Raw genomic sequence first — 13161 nt, 5'->3', positions numbered from 1 at the left:
TACGGCTCCCGATGGCGCCAGTAAAGCATTGGCATGTGACGAATTAAGGGACTTCTGCAGTTGTGAACGCCAAAAGCAGGCGATACTTGAACTGCGCGGTCGGGATCGCCATTGTCGATCTACAACTTAATCCCGCGTGTTTGTTCATCCGACCGGAGTTCTTGCCATGACCCAGACCAACAATCGGTTCTTCGACGAGATCGGCCGCCTGATGAATGATGCCGCCGGCGCGGCTCAGGGCGTCAAGCGCGAGGTCGATACGGTTGTGCGCAACCAGGCTGAGAAGATCCTGCGCGACCTCGATATCGTGAAGCGTGAGGAGTTCGAGGCGGTCAAGGATATGGCCAGGCTCGCCCGCGAGGAGAACGAGGCGCTGAAGGCTCGGATCGCAGCGCTGGAAGCCAAGCTCGGCGGCTGAGTGGAAGCCTGCGGTGGCCTGCACGGCGCGCCAGACATCGGCTACCCGTGCATAGACGGCCAAAATAAGCCCCTGGAAGGGGCCCGCCGACGAAGAAAAAGCCTGTCATTTCCTTGTCTTTTTGGCGTTTCGGCGGTAGAAGCCGCCCACGTCCGCAGCCCCCGCACCCCTGGAGGCTTGCTGCAGCGTGAAAACGGGCCGCATTGCGGCCTTTAACTTTTAGAAAACAAGGACTTAAACGATGGCGACCGTCAAGGAATTGAAGGCGACCTCACGTCCGGTCGGCGGCAAGGGGGCCGCACGGGCAGAGCGTCGCGCCGGCCGAGTGCCCGGAGTGATCTATGGTGACAACAAGCCCCCGGTGGCGATTTCGGTGAATGATGCCGAACTGCGTCAGCGCATTCTGGCAGGCCGGTTCCTCACCACGATTTACGACATCGAGCTTGAGGGCAAGAAGCACCGCGTGATTCCGCGCGACTTCCACCTCGACCCGGTCAAGGACTTCCCGCTCCACGTCGACTTCCTCCGCCTCGGCGAAGGCGCGACCATTCGCGTCAGCGTTCCGCTGCACATCAAGGGCGCTGAAGGCGCTCCGGGCGTGAAGCGTGGCGGCACCATCAACATCGTGACCCACACGATCGAACTGGAAGCCGAAGCCGAGAGCATTCCCCAGTTCCTCGAAGTTGATGTCGGCCAGCTCGATATCGGCACGTCGCTGCACATCACCGACGTTGTTCTGCCGAAGGGCGTGAAGACGCTGGCTCGCGATGCCGACCTGACGCTGGTCACCATCGTGCCGCCGTCGGGCTACGGTGAAGAAGCTGCGACCCCTGCGGCTGCTGCTGCGGCTCCCGCGGCTGCTGGTGCCAAGGCTCCGGCTGCCGGCGCCAAGGCCCCCGCCGCTGGTGCAAAGGCTCCGGCCGCTGCCGCCGCTCCGGCGAAGAAGAAGTAATCCGGCGCGGAGCTCCGCGTCATGCTTCTCTTTGTTGGACTCGGAAACCCTGGTGCCAAATACCAGGGCAACCGGCACAATATCGGGTTCATGGTTCTCGATGATATCGCGCGGCGTCACGGTTTTGGACCGTGGCGCCGTCGCTTTCAGGGCGAGACCTCGGAAGGCACGCTGTCTGGTGAGCGCGTCATCCTGCTGAAGCCCATGACCTTCATGAACGAGTCCGGCCGCTCGGTGCAGGAAGCGTCCGCCTATTTGAAGATTTCACTCGGCGACATCGCCGCGTTTCATGACGAGCTCGAACTGCCATTCGCGAAAGTGCGCGTGAAGGTCGGCGGCGGCATTGCCGGACATAACGGTTTGCGCTCGATCTCCGCGCATGTCGGCAACGACTATCGGCGCATTCGCCTCGGCATCGGACATCCCGGTGCCAAGGAGCTGGTACATAATCACGTGCTGAGCGATTTCGCCAAGGCCGAACGGCCTCAGCTCGAAGCGTTCAACGATGCGGTGTCGGACCATGTCGGCCTGCTGGTCGGTGGTCAGGACTCGTCGTTTCAGAACAAGGTGCATCTGACGATGCAGGCCAAGGGTTTCACGTCGAAGGACGACAACGGCTCCGCTGAGAAGCCGTCGAAGAATTAGGACAGGGTCATGGGATTCAAATGCGGGATCGTCGGACTGCCGAATGTCGGCAAATCGACGCTGTTCAATGCGCTCACCGAAACTGCCGCGGCGCAGGCTGCGAACTATCCGTTCTGCACCATCGAGCCGAATGTCGGTGAAGTCGCGGTGCCGGACAAGCGGCTCGACAAATTGTCCGAGATCGGCAAGTCGCAGCAGATCATCCCGACGCGCCTGACCTTCGTGGACATTGCGGGCCTGGTGAAAGGCGCGTCGAAGGGCGAAGGCCTTGGCAACCAGTTCCTCGCCACGATCCGCGAAGTCGATGCCGTCGCGCATGTGGTGCGTTGCTTCATCGATGACGACATCACCCATGTCGAAGGCAAGATCGATCCGCTCGCCGACATCGAGATCATCGAGACCGAGCTGATGCTCGCGGATCTGGATTCCTGCGAGAAGCGCATCGATAACCTGACCAAGAAGGCCAAGGGCAACGACAAGGACGCCAAGGAACAGCTCGATCTGGTCCAGCGCGCTTTGGTGTTGCTGCGCGACGGCAAGCCGACGCGTTTTCTCGAGCGCAAGCCCGAGGAAGAGCGCGCTTTCGGAATGCTCGGCCTGCTGACCTCCAAGCCTGTTCTCTATGTCTGCAACGTCGAAGAAGGCGCGGCGGGCGAAGGCAACGAATACTCGAAGCGGGTTGCAGAACATGCTGAGAAGGAGGGCGCTGTTGCGGTCGCCATCTCGGCCAAGATCGAATCCGAAATCGCGACGCTGTCACGTGCCGAACGTGCGGAATTCCTCGATACGCTCGGGCTTGAAGAAGCGGGCCTCGATCGCCTGATCCGTGCAGGCTATTCGCTGCTGCACCTCATCACCTACTTCACCGTCGGCCCAAAGGAAGCCCGTGCCTGGACCATCACCCAGGGCACCAAGGCACCGCAGGCTGCAGCCGTGATTCACACGGATTTCGAGAAGGGCTTTATCCGCGCGGAAACCATTGGCTATGACGACTATGTCAGGCTCGGTGGCGAAGCCGGGGCGCGCGATGGCGGCAAGCTGCGGCTGGAAGGCAAGGAATATGTCGTCGCCGACGGCGACGTGCTGCATTTCCGATTCAACACGTAAGATATTCTCAGTCCTCTCCCCGTCATTGCGAGGAGCGAAGCGACGCGGCAATCCAGGAGCCACAAGCGAAGACTGGATTGCTTCGTCGCAAGGGCTCCTCGCAATGACGGCGGAGAGAATTAACGCTCAGTACTGCTGGCCGTGGCCGTGATCCTGCCCGAGGTTTTGCCCCTGATCCCGTAGCGCGCCGAGGTGTTCGTTGATGCGGAACACGATCAGAACGAACTCAGCCGCAATGCGCGCGAAGATGATGCCGACGATCACGCTGGCGAGGCTCGACATCACGAGGACGAAACCGCCGAACGGGCTGATGGCCATTGCGGCGAGACCCGAAAAGATCCCGGAAATGCCGAACAGAATGATCAGTGCGATCACCAGCCAATAGAACGTCTTGATGATGGTGGGCGTGATGAAACGGTCCCACTGAAACAGATCGCGAAATTCGAACATCGGTAAAATCCCCCGCCGTGTAGATGTGTGACAAATTCAATTGCATTGAGAAACGGCTTCAAATATCCCGGCCCGACCACATTGACGGGCAGGATCGCGGGAAAGCCATGCAAGCGACCGGGTTGAGATTGCTGCAAATAACGGCCACAATCAGGCTTCCTCGACGGCATTCCCCATTATGACCCTGACATTTGAAGATTTTAAGCCCGGCCACTTCGGGACCTTCGGGCCGCGCCATATTACGCGCGACGAGATTATCGCCTATGCGAAAGAATACGATCCGCAGCCGATGCATCTCGATGAAGTTGCCGCAAGCGCATCGATGCTCAAAGGACTTTCCGGCTCCGGCTGGCACATGTGCTCGCTGATGATGCGGATGATCTATGACGGGTTTCTGCACAAGACCGCATCGATGGGCTCGCCGGGTGTGGATCAGATGCGATGGCTCGCGCCGTTTCGCCCCGGCGACGATCTGACGCTGGATGTCGAAGTGGTCGAGGCGCGCGTATCGCAAAGCCGGCCGACCTTGGGCATCGTCAAATTCAAGTTCAGCACACGCAATGCCAAGGGGCAGACGATTTCCGAGATGATCACCCCGATCATGATCGGGGTGCGTGAACCCGCCTCCGGGAACTAGGGTCGCAGCATGCGCTATCTGGAAGACATCCAAATCGGTATGCGCCGTGAACTCGGCTCGTTCACGTTCACGGCGGAGTCGATCAAGGCGTTTGCCAGGCAATTCGATCCGCAACCGTTCCATCTCGATGAAGAGGCCGGCCGCAAATCGCTATTCGGTGGTCTCGCTGCGTCGGGCTGGCACGTGGCGTCGGTGTGCATGAAGTTGCTGGTGGCCGACGGCCAGCGCGCAAAGGCGGAAGCAGAGTCGCGTGGCGAAGAGCCTCCAGTCGGCGGCCCATCTCCCGGTTTTCGTGATTTGCGCTGGACCCGGCCTGTTCTCGCCGGCGATACCCTGACCTATAGCAGCGAGGTCGTGTCCGTGCGCGCGACCGCGACGCGTCCGGGTTGGGGGATCTTGCAGTCGAGGAACGTTGCCGTTAATCAGCGCGGCGAGGAGGTCTACAGCTTCCTTGGTTCGGTCTTCCTGCCGCAACGGGGCGACGCGGCTTAACCATTTCAAACTTTATCGATGGAACCCTAGCTCTGTTAAGGGGTTCTGAACCTTGTGAGCGTGATCTGCGACTCACGGGTATGACGACCGAGACGACACTTCGTAGGACGATTTTGGGGACGACAATGGCTGACCGCACCGGATTAAAATTTGTGGGCTTCATCTTCGCGAGCGTGACGCTTGCGGTGATGCTGGCCACGTGCATGGTGGTCAAGGGTTATGCCGATGGCGCCTATACGCTCGAGAGCAGCGCGGTCGTCAGCGAGTAATTTTACGAGTTGCTAACCAGACCCGCGCCGAACTGCGCGGGTTTTTTCGTGAGCGGGGTCTATGGCGACCTCAGCGACTCCAGGCCCAGGCGAGCAATGCCACGGCCACCAACAGCAATCCGACAAAGCGTAAGATAATGGTCCCCATCCTGGGCGCATTGTTGCGCGCCGGAATGGGGTCGGTGTTGTTCGGCCGAATGGTCTCCACGGATCGATTCCCCCCAAAGCAGTTCGCAGGTGCTGCGTAACCGTTGGTCGGGAACAAAACGAATAAAGTTCAATTGAACGAGCTCATGAAAAAGCCGCCGCCCTTTCGGGCGGCGGCTTTTGATTCGGGTGGTCTAGTGCCGATCAGTCGTGACGCAGACCGTCAGCGGTACGCTTCCACTGCGCGACGTTGTCGGCGATCAGGCGGGTCGACTTCATCGCGGCCTGGCTGAGCTGGGCATAGCCGGAGATCTCGCGCTGAACGCGCTGGCCTTCGGCGTGGAGCAGGTCGCGCAGGCTCTCGAGTTCGGAAACCAGCTTCTCGATCTCGCCGAGCGAGGTGCCTGCAACGCGCTGGATCAGCGAATTGACGCTGTTCACGGTCGCTTCGGTCGTCGCTTCCAGCGGCGCTTCGGTGCCGGTGGTGGTTTCACTGCTGTTGTTCACCATGCCAGGCACCGGACGACGGAGGTAAGCGATATCGTTGCGCACGAAGTCGCGGATACCCGCTTCGACTTCAGACACAGCGGCGAGGTTGCTGTCGTCATCTTTGGCTTCTGTCTGTTCTGAACGAATGGCACTCATCAGCTCTTCCTTGTTTGTGTGAAGCGGACTTCACAATGAGCGAGCGCGGTCCCCCGCATGACAAATTTACGTGTACATCTGCGCAGTGGATTTTGACGAGATAGCGGCGAATATGCGGCAGGGCGCCGATCTTTGCCGGCAATCGTCTGGCAAAGTGTATTAAAACTTAATTCACCAACTATGCTTGAAGCCTGCCGAGAACGTCTTGTTGGTCACGCCCTGAACGGTCTCGCTGATCGATCCGGAGACGTTGACGCCGCCAAACAGCTTCTGCTCGGCGCCGAACTTGCGCAGCCATTTGTCGTCGGTGGTGGCGAGCGATTGCCCGGCGATGAAGCTGGTGCCGGTATCGGTGATGTTGAAGCGCGCGAGCTGATCGGTCTCGTAGCTTCGCGTGGGGCGACCGTTGTAACCAATGGCTGGAATGCTGCCTTGCTGGATCACGTTGTAGCCGCTCTGCAGCGTCAGCGAATACTGATCGCCGGCAATGGGTACCGACTTGCTGAGCGAAGTGCCCAGTTTGGTTTGATCCGCGCCCGGATCGACGCGCGCTTCGATCGCCGTCTTGTCCCAGATTGAGCCCACGCCGGGAGCAGTCGCTGCCGCCCAGGCGGCGCCGCCCGATTGGGCCTGCACCGTGCCGTCGCCGAATTGGTTGCGGTAGGCATCGGCTGCACTGCGCGGCGCGTTTTGCCGCGCGACATTGATGTCGGCGCCGACGCGGGTATCCCAGAACGGCGTAACCGACTGCTTGACCGAGAGCGCGGACGCGCCGTTGCTGTCGTTGGAAGTCCAGCTGGACGACGGGCTGCCGACGATCAGCGACGAGCGCTTCTCGCGGAGCGATGCCTTCGCCGTCGGCGAATCGTCGGTGTTCAAGAGGCTCCAGTCGGGTTCCGGGGTGTCAGCAGGAGGAGTGGCTGCCGTGTCGACCTGCTCTATTTCGCCGGGAGGCGGCGCAACGTCGACGAGGCCGCTCCACGGATTCTGCGCGTGAGCCGGAAAGGCAAACGCCGTTCCGCCGAGTGCTGCGATGAGCGCCCAATATGTCGGTTTGATTGAAGCCATCGTGCCACTGCCCAGCAAGATCGCGGATCGATTGGCACATAATACCATCAGGCTCGGCGGAATTGTGGCGTCGCAACATTTCGCTGGGGATGAACTTGGCGATTGGCAATCGCCGTGCTGCTCAGGCGATCTTCGGCAGATGGATAGGTCGGCCCAATGCCTGTTCGACCAGGTCGAATGTATCGACGACCACGCGCATGCTGGTCAGACGCCCGGCCTTGAACTGCGCGAATTGCGCCAGCCGCAGGCTGATAGGGCGGTTCGAATCCAGTGCGGTCAGCGAGAAGCGCATCATTGCGGAGCCAGACTCATCACCAAGGATCATCGACTCCCGCTCGAAGCGATGCACCCGCACATTGTCGGCGATCTGCTTGCAGACATCGAGCACGGCGGCTTTGCCGTGGCGCGCACCGAGAAACGGAAACATGTCGATCGGCCCGTAGACCGCCCATTCGATATTGTCGTCGATGATGTCAGCGAGTTGGTCGAGTTGGCGTTCATTGATGGCGCGATGCAACGCACGCGAGAAACGCCAGAGGCTGTGCTCTGTCATTGGGATAGTCCTGAAAATGGTTGAAACACTTGCGCGCCGGGGCAACGTTGTCCGGGCGGTCTGCACAAATTGCTTGATAGCTGAAGTAATATAATTTCGCTAAAATTCAACGGTTTATTTTGCAATGCACAAATGTTCGTGGTGAGGAGCTGCTCACCAAAACGTTAAGCTGCATTGCGGCGTCGGCATAACCTTACCGATATGTCTGCTCGTGGTCCTGCACGGGGAGCGGTTCCATGGCGACATCACCATTGCGGGCAGCCATGACGCCGAACAGGAGGGCCCCGCCGACGGCGCCGAGGAGTGCGCCAATGGGCATGAAGGTGAAAAACACCAGCATGGCGCTATAGCCCTCGAAATTGCTGGTCTTGAACAATTCGACCCAGGCAACGCCGGCGCCGATCCCCACGGCCGCTCCACCGAGCAAGCCCAGAACCAGACCCAGCAAGATCAGCAACGCGATTTTCATGCAGCGCCCCCACTCAATGTTTTATGCGTCAAACAACGGCGCCAGAAGGTTCAACGGCGGGCGGCGATTTCATGTGCCGGAGCCCGGGAAAGGAACGCTGCTTGGGCGGCTGCGTTTTCTCCCGATCTGCAAGGGAGATTCCCGATGACCAAGCACATCCAGCCCGTTCCCGAAGATAACTGCAGCGACAAGGGACCTGGCAGCGCGCCGAAGGTGACGCTCGATAACACCAAGGGTCATCGCGACGACGAGAAGCACAATATTCGCGAACAGGCGGCGCACGGCAATCTCACGCAGAACACCAGCAACCGTCGGTCGGGGTGATCGCAATGCAGCGGGCGGTTTCTATATAAGAGGAATGGCCAGCAAACCCGTCGTCACCGCGCGCTTGCGCCGCGCGCCCCCCGTTCTTGTCTGCAAGAAATGCCTTGGTCGCATTGATGACGGCAAGGCACTGCGCAAATCGCTCAAGTCGGACTTGAAACGCCGCAGCGCGAAGCAGGACGTGAAAAGTCCGCGCGTGGTACTGACGAGCTGTCTTGGCATCTGCCCGAAGCGGGCCGTCGTCGTGGCGAGCGCCGCGACGTTGCAGAACGGGCAGTATCTGTTGCTGTCAGGTGCGGACGCCAGCGCAGAGGCGGCGGCGACGCTGATGCCAGATCGGGTGCCCTAGACAGAGGGGTCAGGCGGCCGATTTCTCCGGCAGTTCTCCCAGCGGGCGGCGCTCCATCTCTTCGCCGAAATCGATCGGATGCAGCAGCGCCTCGTGGAGCTGATGGCGATCGAGTTCGCCTTCCCAGCGGCTGATGACGATGGTGGCGACGCCGTTGCCGATCAGATTGGTGAGCGCCCGGCATTCGCTCATGAACTTGTCGATGCCGACGATGATGGCCAGTGCGGTGATCGGAATATCGGGGATGATCGACAGCGTCGCGGCCAGCGTCACGAAGCCCGCACCGGTGACGCCCGATGCACCCTTCGATGTCAGCATCGCCACGCCGAGCACCGCGGCCATCTGGCCGAAGGTGAGATGCGTGTTGGTGGCCTGCGCCAGAAACAGCGTAGCGAGCGTCATATAGATATTGGTGCCGTCGAGATTGAAGCTGTAGCCGGTCGGAATGACGAGGCCGACCACCGGCTTCGATGCGCCCAGAGCTTCCATCTTGGTGATCATGCGCGGCAGCACGGTCTCGGACGACGAGGTGCCAAGCACGATCAGCAGCTCGTCCTTGATATAGCCGATGAAACGCAGGATCGAGAAGCCGAAGGCACGCGCGATACCGCCGAGCACCAGCAGCACGAACAGCAGCGACGCCAGATAGAAGGTGAAGATGAGATAGCCGAGATTGACGAGGGCGCCGAGGCCGAACGAGCCGATGGTGAAAGCCATTGCGCCAAAGGCGCCGATGGGCGCGAGCTGCACGATCATGCCGATGATGCGGAAGAACATCTTGCCGGCGAGATCAACGCCTTCGGCAATCTTTTCGCCGGGCTTGCCCATATGCGAGATCGCGAAGCCGGACAGGATCGCCACCAGCAGCACCTGCAGCAGATCGCCTTTGGCCAGCGAGTCGAAATAGGACGTCGGAATGATTCCCATCAGATGGGTGACGAAGCTTTCCTCCTTGGCGCGGCTGACATAGCTGGCGACGGATTTTGCGTCCAATGTGGAGGGATCGATATTGAAGCCGGCGCCTGGCTGCAGGAAGTGGCCGACCAGCAGGCCAATCAGCAGCGCCAGGGTGGAGACCGTCTCGAAATACAGCAGCGTCTTGCCGCCGATGCGGCCAACCTTGCTCATGTCGCCGATCGAGGCGATGCCGTGCACCACGGTGCAGAAGATCGCCGGTGCGATCATCATCTTGATCAGGGCAATGAAGCCGTCGCCGAGCGGCTTCAGGGCCTTGCCGGCATCCGGATAGAAGTAGCCGACGGTGACGCCGATCGCGATCGCGATCAGCACCTGGATATAGAGAATGCGATACCAGGGTTGCTTGGCCATCGTGGTTTCGTCCCTTGAAAGCGCTCATCACCATCGACAGCCGCGCGCAAAACATAGGTGCGCTGAGCTGCGGCGTAAAGTCACGGTTTGAACAGACCTGAGGTTAAAGCGCGGCGCAGCCCGGCCATGTCTCCCGCGCATGCTGCACTTGCAGTGGTGCGCGCCGGGGCCATTTAAATCTCAAAGGAAGCATCGCCATGCTTGATATCACCGCACATCCCTTAAATGACGATTCCGCGACACCCGCCGTTGCCGCAGTGCCGAACGATGCTGCGCTGCTCGATGCCTATTCGAACGCTGTCATCGATGTCACCGAACGCGTCGGCCCCGCGGTCGTGCGGGTCGAGACCGGAGCCAAGACGCCGAATGCCCGCGAACGTGGCGGGCTCGGCTCTGGCATCGTCATCTCGCCCGACGGCCTCGTCCTGACCAATAGTCATGTCGTCGGCGATTCCAGGCATATCCGCCTGCGCGACACCGAAGGCGTCGTCACCGATGCCCGCGTGCTCGGCGCCGATCCCGATACCGATCTTGCTTTGCTGCGGGCCGATGGCGCGCGCGAATTGCGTTATGCGGGTCTCGGCAACTCCAAGAACCTGAAGCGCGGCCAGCTTGTCGTGGCCATCGGCAATCCGCTTGGCTTCGAATCCACGGTCACTGCCGGTGTGGTCTCGGCACTCGGCCGCTCGATCCGCTCGGTGAGCGGGCGCAACATCGAGGACGTGATCCAGACCGATGCCGCGCTCAATCCCGGCAATTCCGGCGGCGCGCTGGTGTCGTCGCGCGGCGAGGTGATCGGCATCAACACCGCCATCATCCAGGGCGCGCAGGGCATCTGCTTTGCGGTCGCCAGCAACACCGCGCAATTCGTGCTGTCGGAGATCATCCGGCACGGCTATGTCCGCCGCGCCTTCATCGGCGTGTCCGGCCAGACCGCGCCGATCCCGCGCCGCCATGCGGTGCTCGCCGGCATCGAGAACACCATGGGCGCGCTGCTCGACCAGATCGATCCCGACGGTCCGGCGTTCAAGGCTGGTCTGTTGCCTGGCGATGTGGTGATCAGCCTCGATCACGTGCCGGTGAATGGCGTCGATGATCTGATCCGCATTCTTGATCGCGACCGTATCGATCGGACGATCGAGATCGACGTGCTGCGGATGGGCCGCTTGCGTGCCATCGACATTCATCCCGTCGAACGCAAGGTGCTGGCGCGCGCGTAACTATCAGGCCTTGTGCAGCAGCGACAGCTCGGCCTTGAGGCGCAGGCTGCGTTTGCCGGCGAGGGCGGTGGCTTCGAAGGCCGCGCGGCCGTCGCTGCAACTGCCGGAAAAGCCGATGCCCACTTCATAGCCGGCGAAAAGCGAACTCCCGCCGGCTGCGGGCGTGTGCTCCTGATTGACGATCTCGCCCTTCCAGCGGCCGCCGGCCGAGCCATAGGCGCCGAGATAATAGAACCGCGCGTCGCCGCCGAGAATGCGGCCGTCGAACAGCAGCATCACGCCGGTCAGCCCGTCCTCGACGCCGTCGAGGGTTTTCATGTGCAGCGAATACAGCCCGTTGGCGATGCCGCCATCACCCACGGTGCCGGTGTCCGGGAAGTCCTCTTCGTCGAGCCGCGTCATCACCGACTCGAAGGCCGGCCCCTTGCCCTGCGCGTCGCCGCCCGTGAACCTGTAGTTCTTGCCGTCGTGGATGCCACGGACGCGGATCGAGCCGTCGTCGTCGCCATAGAGCGTGCGAAACTGCGAGCCGACATGATGGCGCTGGCCGTGGATCACCGCATGGATGCCGTCGTCGGCTTCCTCATAGGTGCCGATATGGGCGAAGGCGGTGTTGCCGCCCAGCATGCGGCCGTCCTTGCAATACATGACGCTGCGGCCGACCACGTCGCCCGCCCGGTAGTCGCATTTGTAGAAACCGTCGAACACCTAAAGCCACCCACTGCGCCAACGGGCATCAGTGTAGACGTTCGCGCAGTGCGATAACAGGCATTCCCGGCCGGGCATATCAGCCATCCCGTCCGCGTGACGAACGGAGGTTGGTCGCGCCGGGCCGATCACGCTGTCATTGGAGGCTCGGTCGCCGATTGTCGCGCGGCGGGTTTGCGGGCATGGTCGCGCCGAAATCGGGGAGGCCTATGATGCGTATTTTACGATGGATGGTGCTGTTCATGAGTGCTGCACTTCCGGCTTTCGCCCAGCCGGCGCCGTCGCCCGAGGTGCTGCGCGATCTCGCTCCCACGGGCAAACTCCGCGCCGCGATCAATTACGGCAATAGCGTCCTGGCCCAGAAGGGTCCCGACGGCGCGCCGCGCGGCGTCTCGGCGGATCTTGCCGCTGAACTCGCCAAGCGCCTCGGCGTGCCCGTGGACTATGTGCCCTATGAGGCGGCAGGCAAGGTGTTCGAGGGCGCCAAGGCCGGCGCCTGGGATGTCGGCTTCATCGCCATCGAGCCGGTGCGCGCGCAGGAGATCATCTTCACCGCGCCCTATGTGATCATCGAGGGCACCTACATGGTCCCCGCGCATTCGCTGCTGAAGACCGTCGACGACGTCGACAAGGACGGCGTCCGGATGTCGGTCGGCCTCGGCTCGGCCTACGACCTCTATCTCACCCGCACCATCAAGCATGCCACCGTGCTGCGCGCCGATGCCGGCGGCGGCAGCGCGATGATCCGCAAGTTTCTCGACGAGAAGCTCGATGCGGCCGCCGGCGTCCGTCAGCAGCTCGATGCCTATGCCAAGGACCATCCGGAGATGCGCGTGATGTCCGGTCACTTCCAGGAGATCCAGCAGGCGATGGCCATGCCGCGCATCGCCGACAAGCCGCGCACGACTGGTGTCGCCTATCTTGCCGCCTTCGTCGAGGAGATGAAGGCCTCGGGTTTCGTCGCCGACGCGCTCAAGCGCAGCGGCCAGGTCGCCGACGTCGCGCCGCCGGCGGGGAAGTAACGACGCGGGAGAAGCCCGCCGTCGTTCGCTCGGATGTACATGTCAAACAGCCACGCGACATCGTTCTCGTGGGCGAAAGCCCCGAGGTGAGCTGTCGTTCTCCCCTCGGAACTGAGGGGAATGGAGCGCCGCAAGGCGCACCTTGATAGTCAGTCGCTGCGTCCGGTCCGGTTGCGACACCGTTCCGTCCACAGCGCAACGCCTTGCGGCGCTCCATCACGGCGATTTCTGTTCCAGGGACCGTGCTTCCGGGTACTGGGCAGGACTAATGAAAGTCCCCCGTTCCGGACAGGCTTTCGCCTGCCTTCACCCGCACCCGTCCAGCCGTTTCCGGCGCAGCCCCGTAGTGGGCCAGGA

General features: G+C 61.6%; 18 protein-coding genes. 11 read left to right on the top strand and 7 right to left on the bottom strand.

Annotated elements, in window-relative coordinates; all coding sequences use genetic code 11:
- Window positions 1-166 precede the first annotated feature (166 nt).
- From CHC01_RS01365 to ychF, 4 genes are all read left to right on the top strand, one after another.
- The gene (locus CHC01_RS01365; RefSeq protein WP_089261793.1) at window positions 167-418 is read left to right on the top strand and encodes an accessory factor UbiK family protein; all 252 of its coding nucleotides are present in this window, start codon (window positions 167-169) and stop codon (window positions 416-418) included.
- Between the two features lie 241 nt (window positions 419-659).
- Complete coding sequence (locus CHC01_RS01360; RefSeq protein WP_068731165.1) at window positions 660-1370, top strand: 50S ribosomal protein L25/general stress protein Ctc; 711 nt, start codon at window positions 660-662, stop codon at window positions 1368-1370.
- Between the two features lie 21 nt (window positions 1371-1391).
- Window positions 1392-2015 (top strand): aminoacyl-tRNA hydrolase, encoded by a 624-nt coding sequence (gene pth / locus CHC01_RS01355; protein WP_089261791.1) that lies wholly within the window; start codon window positions 1392-1394, stop codon window positions 2013-2015.
- A 9-nt stretch (window positions 2016-2024) separates the two neighbouring features.
- Window positions 2025-3122, top strand: a complete 1098-nt coding sequence (gene ychF, locus CHC01_RS01350; RefSeq protein ID WP_089261789.1) for a redox-regulated ATPase YchF — start codon at window positions 2025-2027, stop codon at window positions 3120-3122.
- A gap of 126 nt (window positions 3123-3248) precedes the next feature.
- Here the strand turns inward: ychF and CHC01_RS01345 are convergent, their stop codons facing one another.
- Complete coding sequence (locus CHC01_RS01345) at window positions 3249-3572, bottom strand: DUF4282 domain-containing protein (protein ID WP_068731168.1); 324 nt, start codon at window positions 3570-3572, stop codon at window positions 3249-3251.
- 178 nt (window positions 3573-3750) lie between these two features.
- Between CHC01_RS01345 and CHC01_RS01340 the strand changes: the two genes are divergently transcribed.
- From CHC01_RS01340 to CHC01_RS32195, 3 genes are all read left to right on the top strand, one after another.
- A complete protein-coding gene (locus CHC01_RS01340; protein WP_089261787.1) occupies window positions 3751-4209 on the top strand; it encodes a MaoC family dehydratase in 459 nt (152 codons plus the stop codon).
- A 9-nt stretch (window positions 4210-4218) separates the two neighbouring features.
- Window positions 4219-4701 (top strand): MaoC family dehydratase, encoded by a 483-nt coding sequence (locus CHC01_RS01335; protein WP_089261785.1) that lies wholly within the window; start codon window positions 4219-4221, stop codon window positions 4699-4701.
- Window positions 4702-4826: 125 nt separating this feature from the next.
- Entirely contained in the window at window positions 4827-4970 is a 144-nt protein-coding gene (locus tag CHC01_RS32195; protein WP_170849743.1) for a hypothetical protein, read from the top strand.
- A gap of 351 nt (window positions 4971-5321) precedes the next feature.
- Here the strand turns inward: CHC01_RS32195 and CHC01_RS01330 are convergent, their stop codons facing one another.
- From CHC01_RS01330 to CHC01_RS01315, 4 genes are all read right to left on the bottom strand, one after another.
- Window positions 5322-5762: a hypothetical protein gene (locus CHC01_RS01330; protein ID WP_089261783.1), complete on the bottom strand. Its 441-nt coding sequence runs from the start codon at window positions 5760-5762 to the stop codon at window positions 5322-5324.
- 171 nt (window positions 5763-5933) lie between these two features.
- The gene (locus CHC01_RS01325) at window positions 5934-6830 is read right to left on the bottom strand and encodes a hypothetical protein (protein ID WP_089261781.1); all 897 of its coding nucleotides are present in this window, start codon (window positions 6828-6830) and stop codon (window positions 5934-5936) included.
- 121 nt (window positions 6831-6951) lie between these two features.
- On the bottom strand, window positions 6952-7383 hold the full coding sequence (locus CHC01_RS01320; RefSeq protein ID WP_089261779.1) for a nuclear transport factor 2 family protein: 432 nt from the start codon (window positions 7381-7383) through the stop codon (window positions 6952-6954).
- A 193-nt stretch (window positions 7384-7576) separates the two neighbouring features.
- Window positions 7577-7852, bottom strand: coding sequence for a hypothetical protein (locus CHC01_RS01315; RefSeq protein WP_089261777.1), 276 nt, complete (start codon window positions 7850-7852; stop codon window positions 7577-7579).
- A 144-nt stretch (window positions 7853-7996) separates the two neighbouring features.
- On the opposite strand from CHC01_RS01315, the gene CHC01_RS01310 reads away from it, so the two are divergent.
- Window positions 7997-8176: a hypothetical protein gene (locus CHC01_RS01310; protein WP_089261775.1), complete on the top strand. Its 180-nt coding sequence runs from the start codon at window positions 7997-7999 to the stop codon at window positions 8174-8176.
- 34 nt (window positions 8177-8210) lie between these two features.
- Complete coding sequence (locus CHC01_RS01305; RefSeq protein WP_089261773.1) at window positions 8211-8525, top strand: hypothetical protein; 315 nt, start codon at window positions 8211-8213, stop codon at window positions 8523-8525.
- 9 nt (window positions 8526-8534) lie between these two features.
- Here the strand turns inward: CHC01_RS01305 and CHC01_RS01300 are convergent, their stop codons facing one another.
- The gene (locus CHC01_RS01300) at window positions 8535-9854 is read right to left on the bottom strand and encodes a dicarboxylate/amino acid:cation symporter (RefSeq protein WP_089261771.1); all 1320 of its coding nucleotides are present in this window, start codon (window positions 9852-9854) and stop codon (window positions 8535-8537) included.
- Window positions 9855-10051: 197 nt separating this feature from the next.
- Between CHC01_RS01300 and CHC01_RS01295 the strand changes: the two genes are divergently transcribed.
- A complete protein-coding gene (locus CHC01_RS01295) occupies window positions 10052-11074 on the top strand; it encodes a S1C family serine protease (protein WP_089261769.1) in 1023 nt (340 codons plus the stop codon).
- Window positions 11075-11077: 3 nt separating this feature from the next.
- Here CHC01_RS01295 and CHC01_RS01290 read toward each other — a convergent pair whose 3' ends face one another.
- Complete coding sequence (locus tag CHC01_RS01290) at window positions 11078-11782, bottom strand: hypothetical protein (RefSeq protein ID WP_089261767.1); 705 nt, start codon at window positions 11780-11782, stop codon at window positions 11078-11080.
- A 212-nt stretch (window positions 11783-11994) separates the two neighbouring features.
- Between CHC01_RS01290 and CHC01_RS01285 the strand changes: the two genes are divergently transcribed.
- Window positions 11995-12804, top strand: a complete 810-nt coding sequence (locus tag CHC01_RS01285; RefSeq protein ID WP_089263588.1) for a transporter substrate-binding domain-containing protein — start codon at window positions 11995-11997, stop codon at window positions 12802-12804.
- Window positions 12805-13161 lie beyond the last annotated feature (357 nt).

Source organism: Tardiphaga sp. OK246 (genome assembly GCF_900188215.1).
In the GTDB taxonomy this organism is placed as follows: domain Bacteria; phylum Pseudomonadota; class Alphaproteobacteria; order Rhizobiales; family Xanthobacteraceae; genus Tardiphaga; species Tardiphaga robiniae.
This window is presented reverse-complemented; position numbering and strand designations above follow the sequence as displayed.

What these genes read in the sequence shown, in the direction of transcription:
- CHC01_RS01365 (WP_089261793.1), top strand. Translation starts at nt 167, where the DNA reads ATGACCCAGACCAACAATCGGTTCTTCGACGAGATCGGCCGCCTGATG.
- CHC01_RS01360 (WP_068731165.1), top strand. Translation starts at nt 660, where the DNA reads ATGGCGACCGTCAAGGAATTGAAGGCGACCTCACGTCCGGTCGGCGGC.
- pth (WP_089261791.1), top strand. Translation starts at nt 1,392, where the DNA reads ATGCTTCTCTTTGTTGGACTCGGAAACCCTGGTGCCAAATACCAGGGC.
- ychF (WP_089261789.1), top strand. Translation starts at nt 2,025, where the DNA reads ATGGGATTCAAATGCGGGATCGTCGGACTGCCGAATGTCGGCAAATCG.
- CHC01_RS01345 (WP_068731168.1), bottom strand. Translation starts at nt 3,572, where the DNA reads ATGTTCGAATTTCGCGATCTGTTTCAGTGGGACCGTTTCATCACGCCC.
- CHC01_RS01340 (WP_089261787.1), top strand. Translation starts at nt 3,751, where the DNA reads ATGACCCTGACATTTGAAGATTTTAAGCCCGGCCACTTCGGGACCTTC.
- CHC01_RS01335 (WP_089261785.1), top strand. Translation starts at nt 4,219, where the DNA reads ATGCGCTATCTGGAAGACATCCAAATCGGTATGCGCCGTGAACTCGGC.
- CHC01_RS32195 (WP_170849743.1), top strand. Translation starts at nt 4,827, where the DNA reads ATGGCTGACCGCACCGGATTAAAATTTGTGGGCTTCATCTTCGCGAGC.
- CHC01_RS01330 (WP_089261783.1), bottom strand. Translation starts at nt 5,762, where the DNA reads ATGAGTGCCATTCGTTCAGAACAGACAGAAGCCAAAGATGACGACAGC.
- CHC01_RS01325 (WP_089261781.1), bottom strand. Translation starts at nt 6,830, where the DNA reads ATGGCTTCAATCAAACCGACATATTGGGCGCTCATCGCAGCACTCGGC.
- CHC01_RS01320 (WP_089261779.1), bottom strand. Translation starts at nt 7,383, where the DNA reads ATGACAGAGCACAGCCTCTGGCGTTTCTCGCGTGCGTTGCATCGCGCC.
- CHC01_RS01315 (WP_089261777.1), bottom strand. Translation starts at nt 7,852, where the DNA reads ATGAAAATCGCGTTGCTGATCTTGCTGGGTCTGGTTCTGGGCTTGCTC.
- CHC01_RS01310 (WP_089261775.1), top strand. Translation starts at nt 7,997, where the DNA reads ATGACCAAGCACATCCAGCCCGTTCCCGAAGATAACTGCAGCGACAAG.
- CHC01_RS01305 (WP_089261773.1), top strand. Translation starts at nt 8,211, where the DNA reads ATGGCCAGCAAACCCGTCGTCACCGCGCGCTTGCGCCGCGCGCCCCCC.
- CHC01_RS01300 (WP_089261771.1), bottom strand. Translation starts at nt 9,854, where the DNA reads ATGGCCAAGCAACCCTGGTATCGCATTCTCTATATCCAGGTGCTGATC.
- CHC01_RS01295 (WP_089261769.1), top strand. Translation starts at nt 10,052, where the DNA reads ATGCTTGATATCACCGCACATCCCTTAAATGACGATTCCGCGACACCC.
- CHC01_RS01285 (WP_089263588.1), top strand. Translation starts at nt 11,995, where the DNA reads ATGCGTATTTTACGATGGATGGTGCTGTTCATGAGTGCTGCACTTCCG.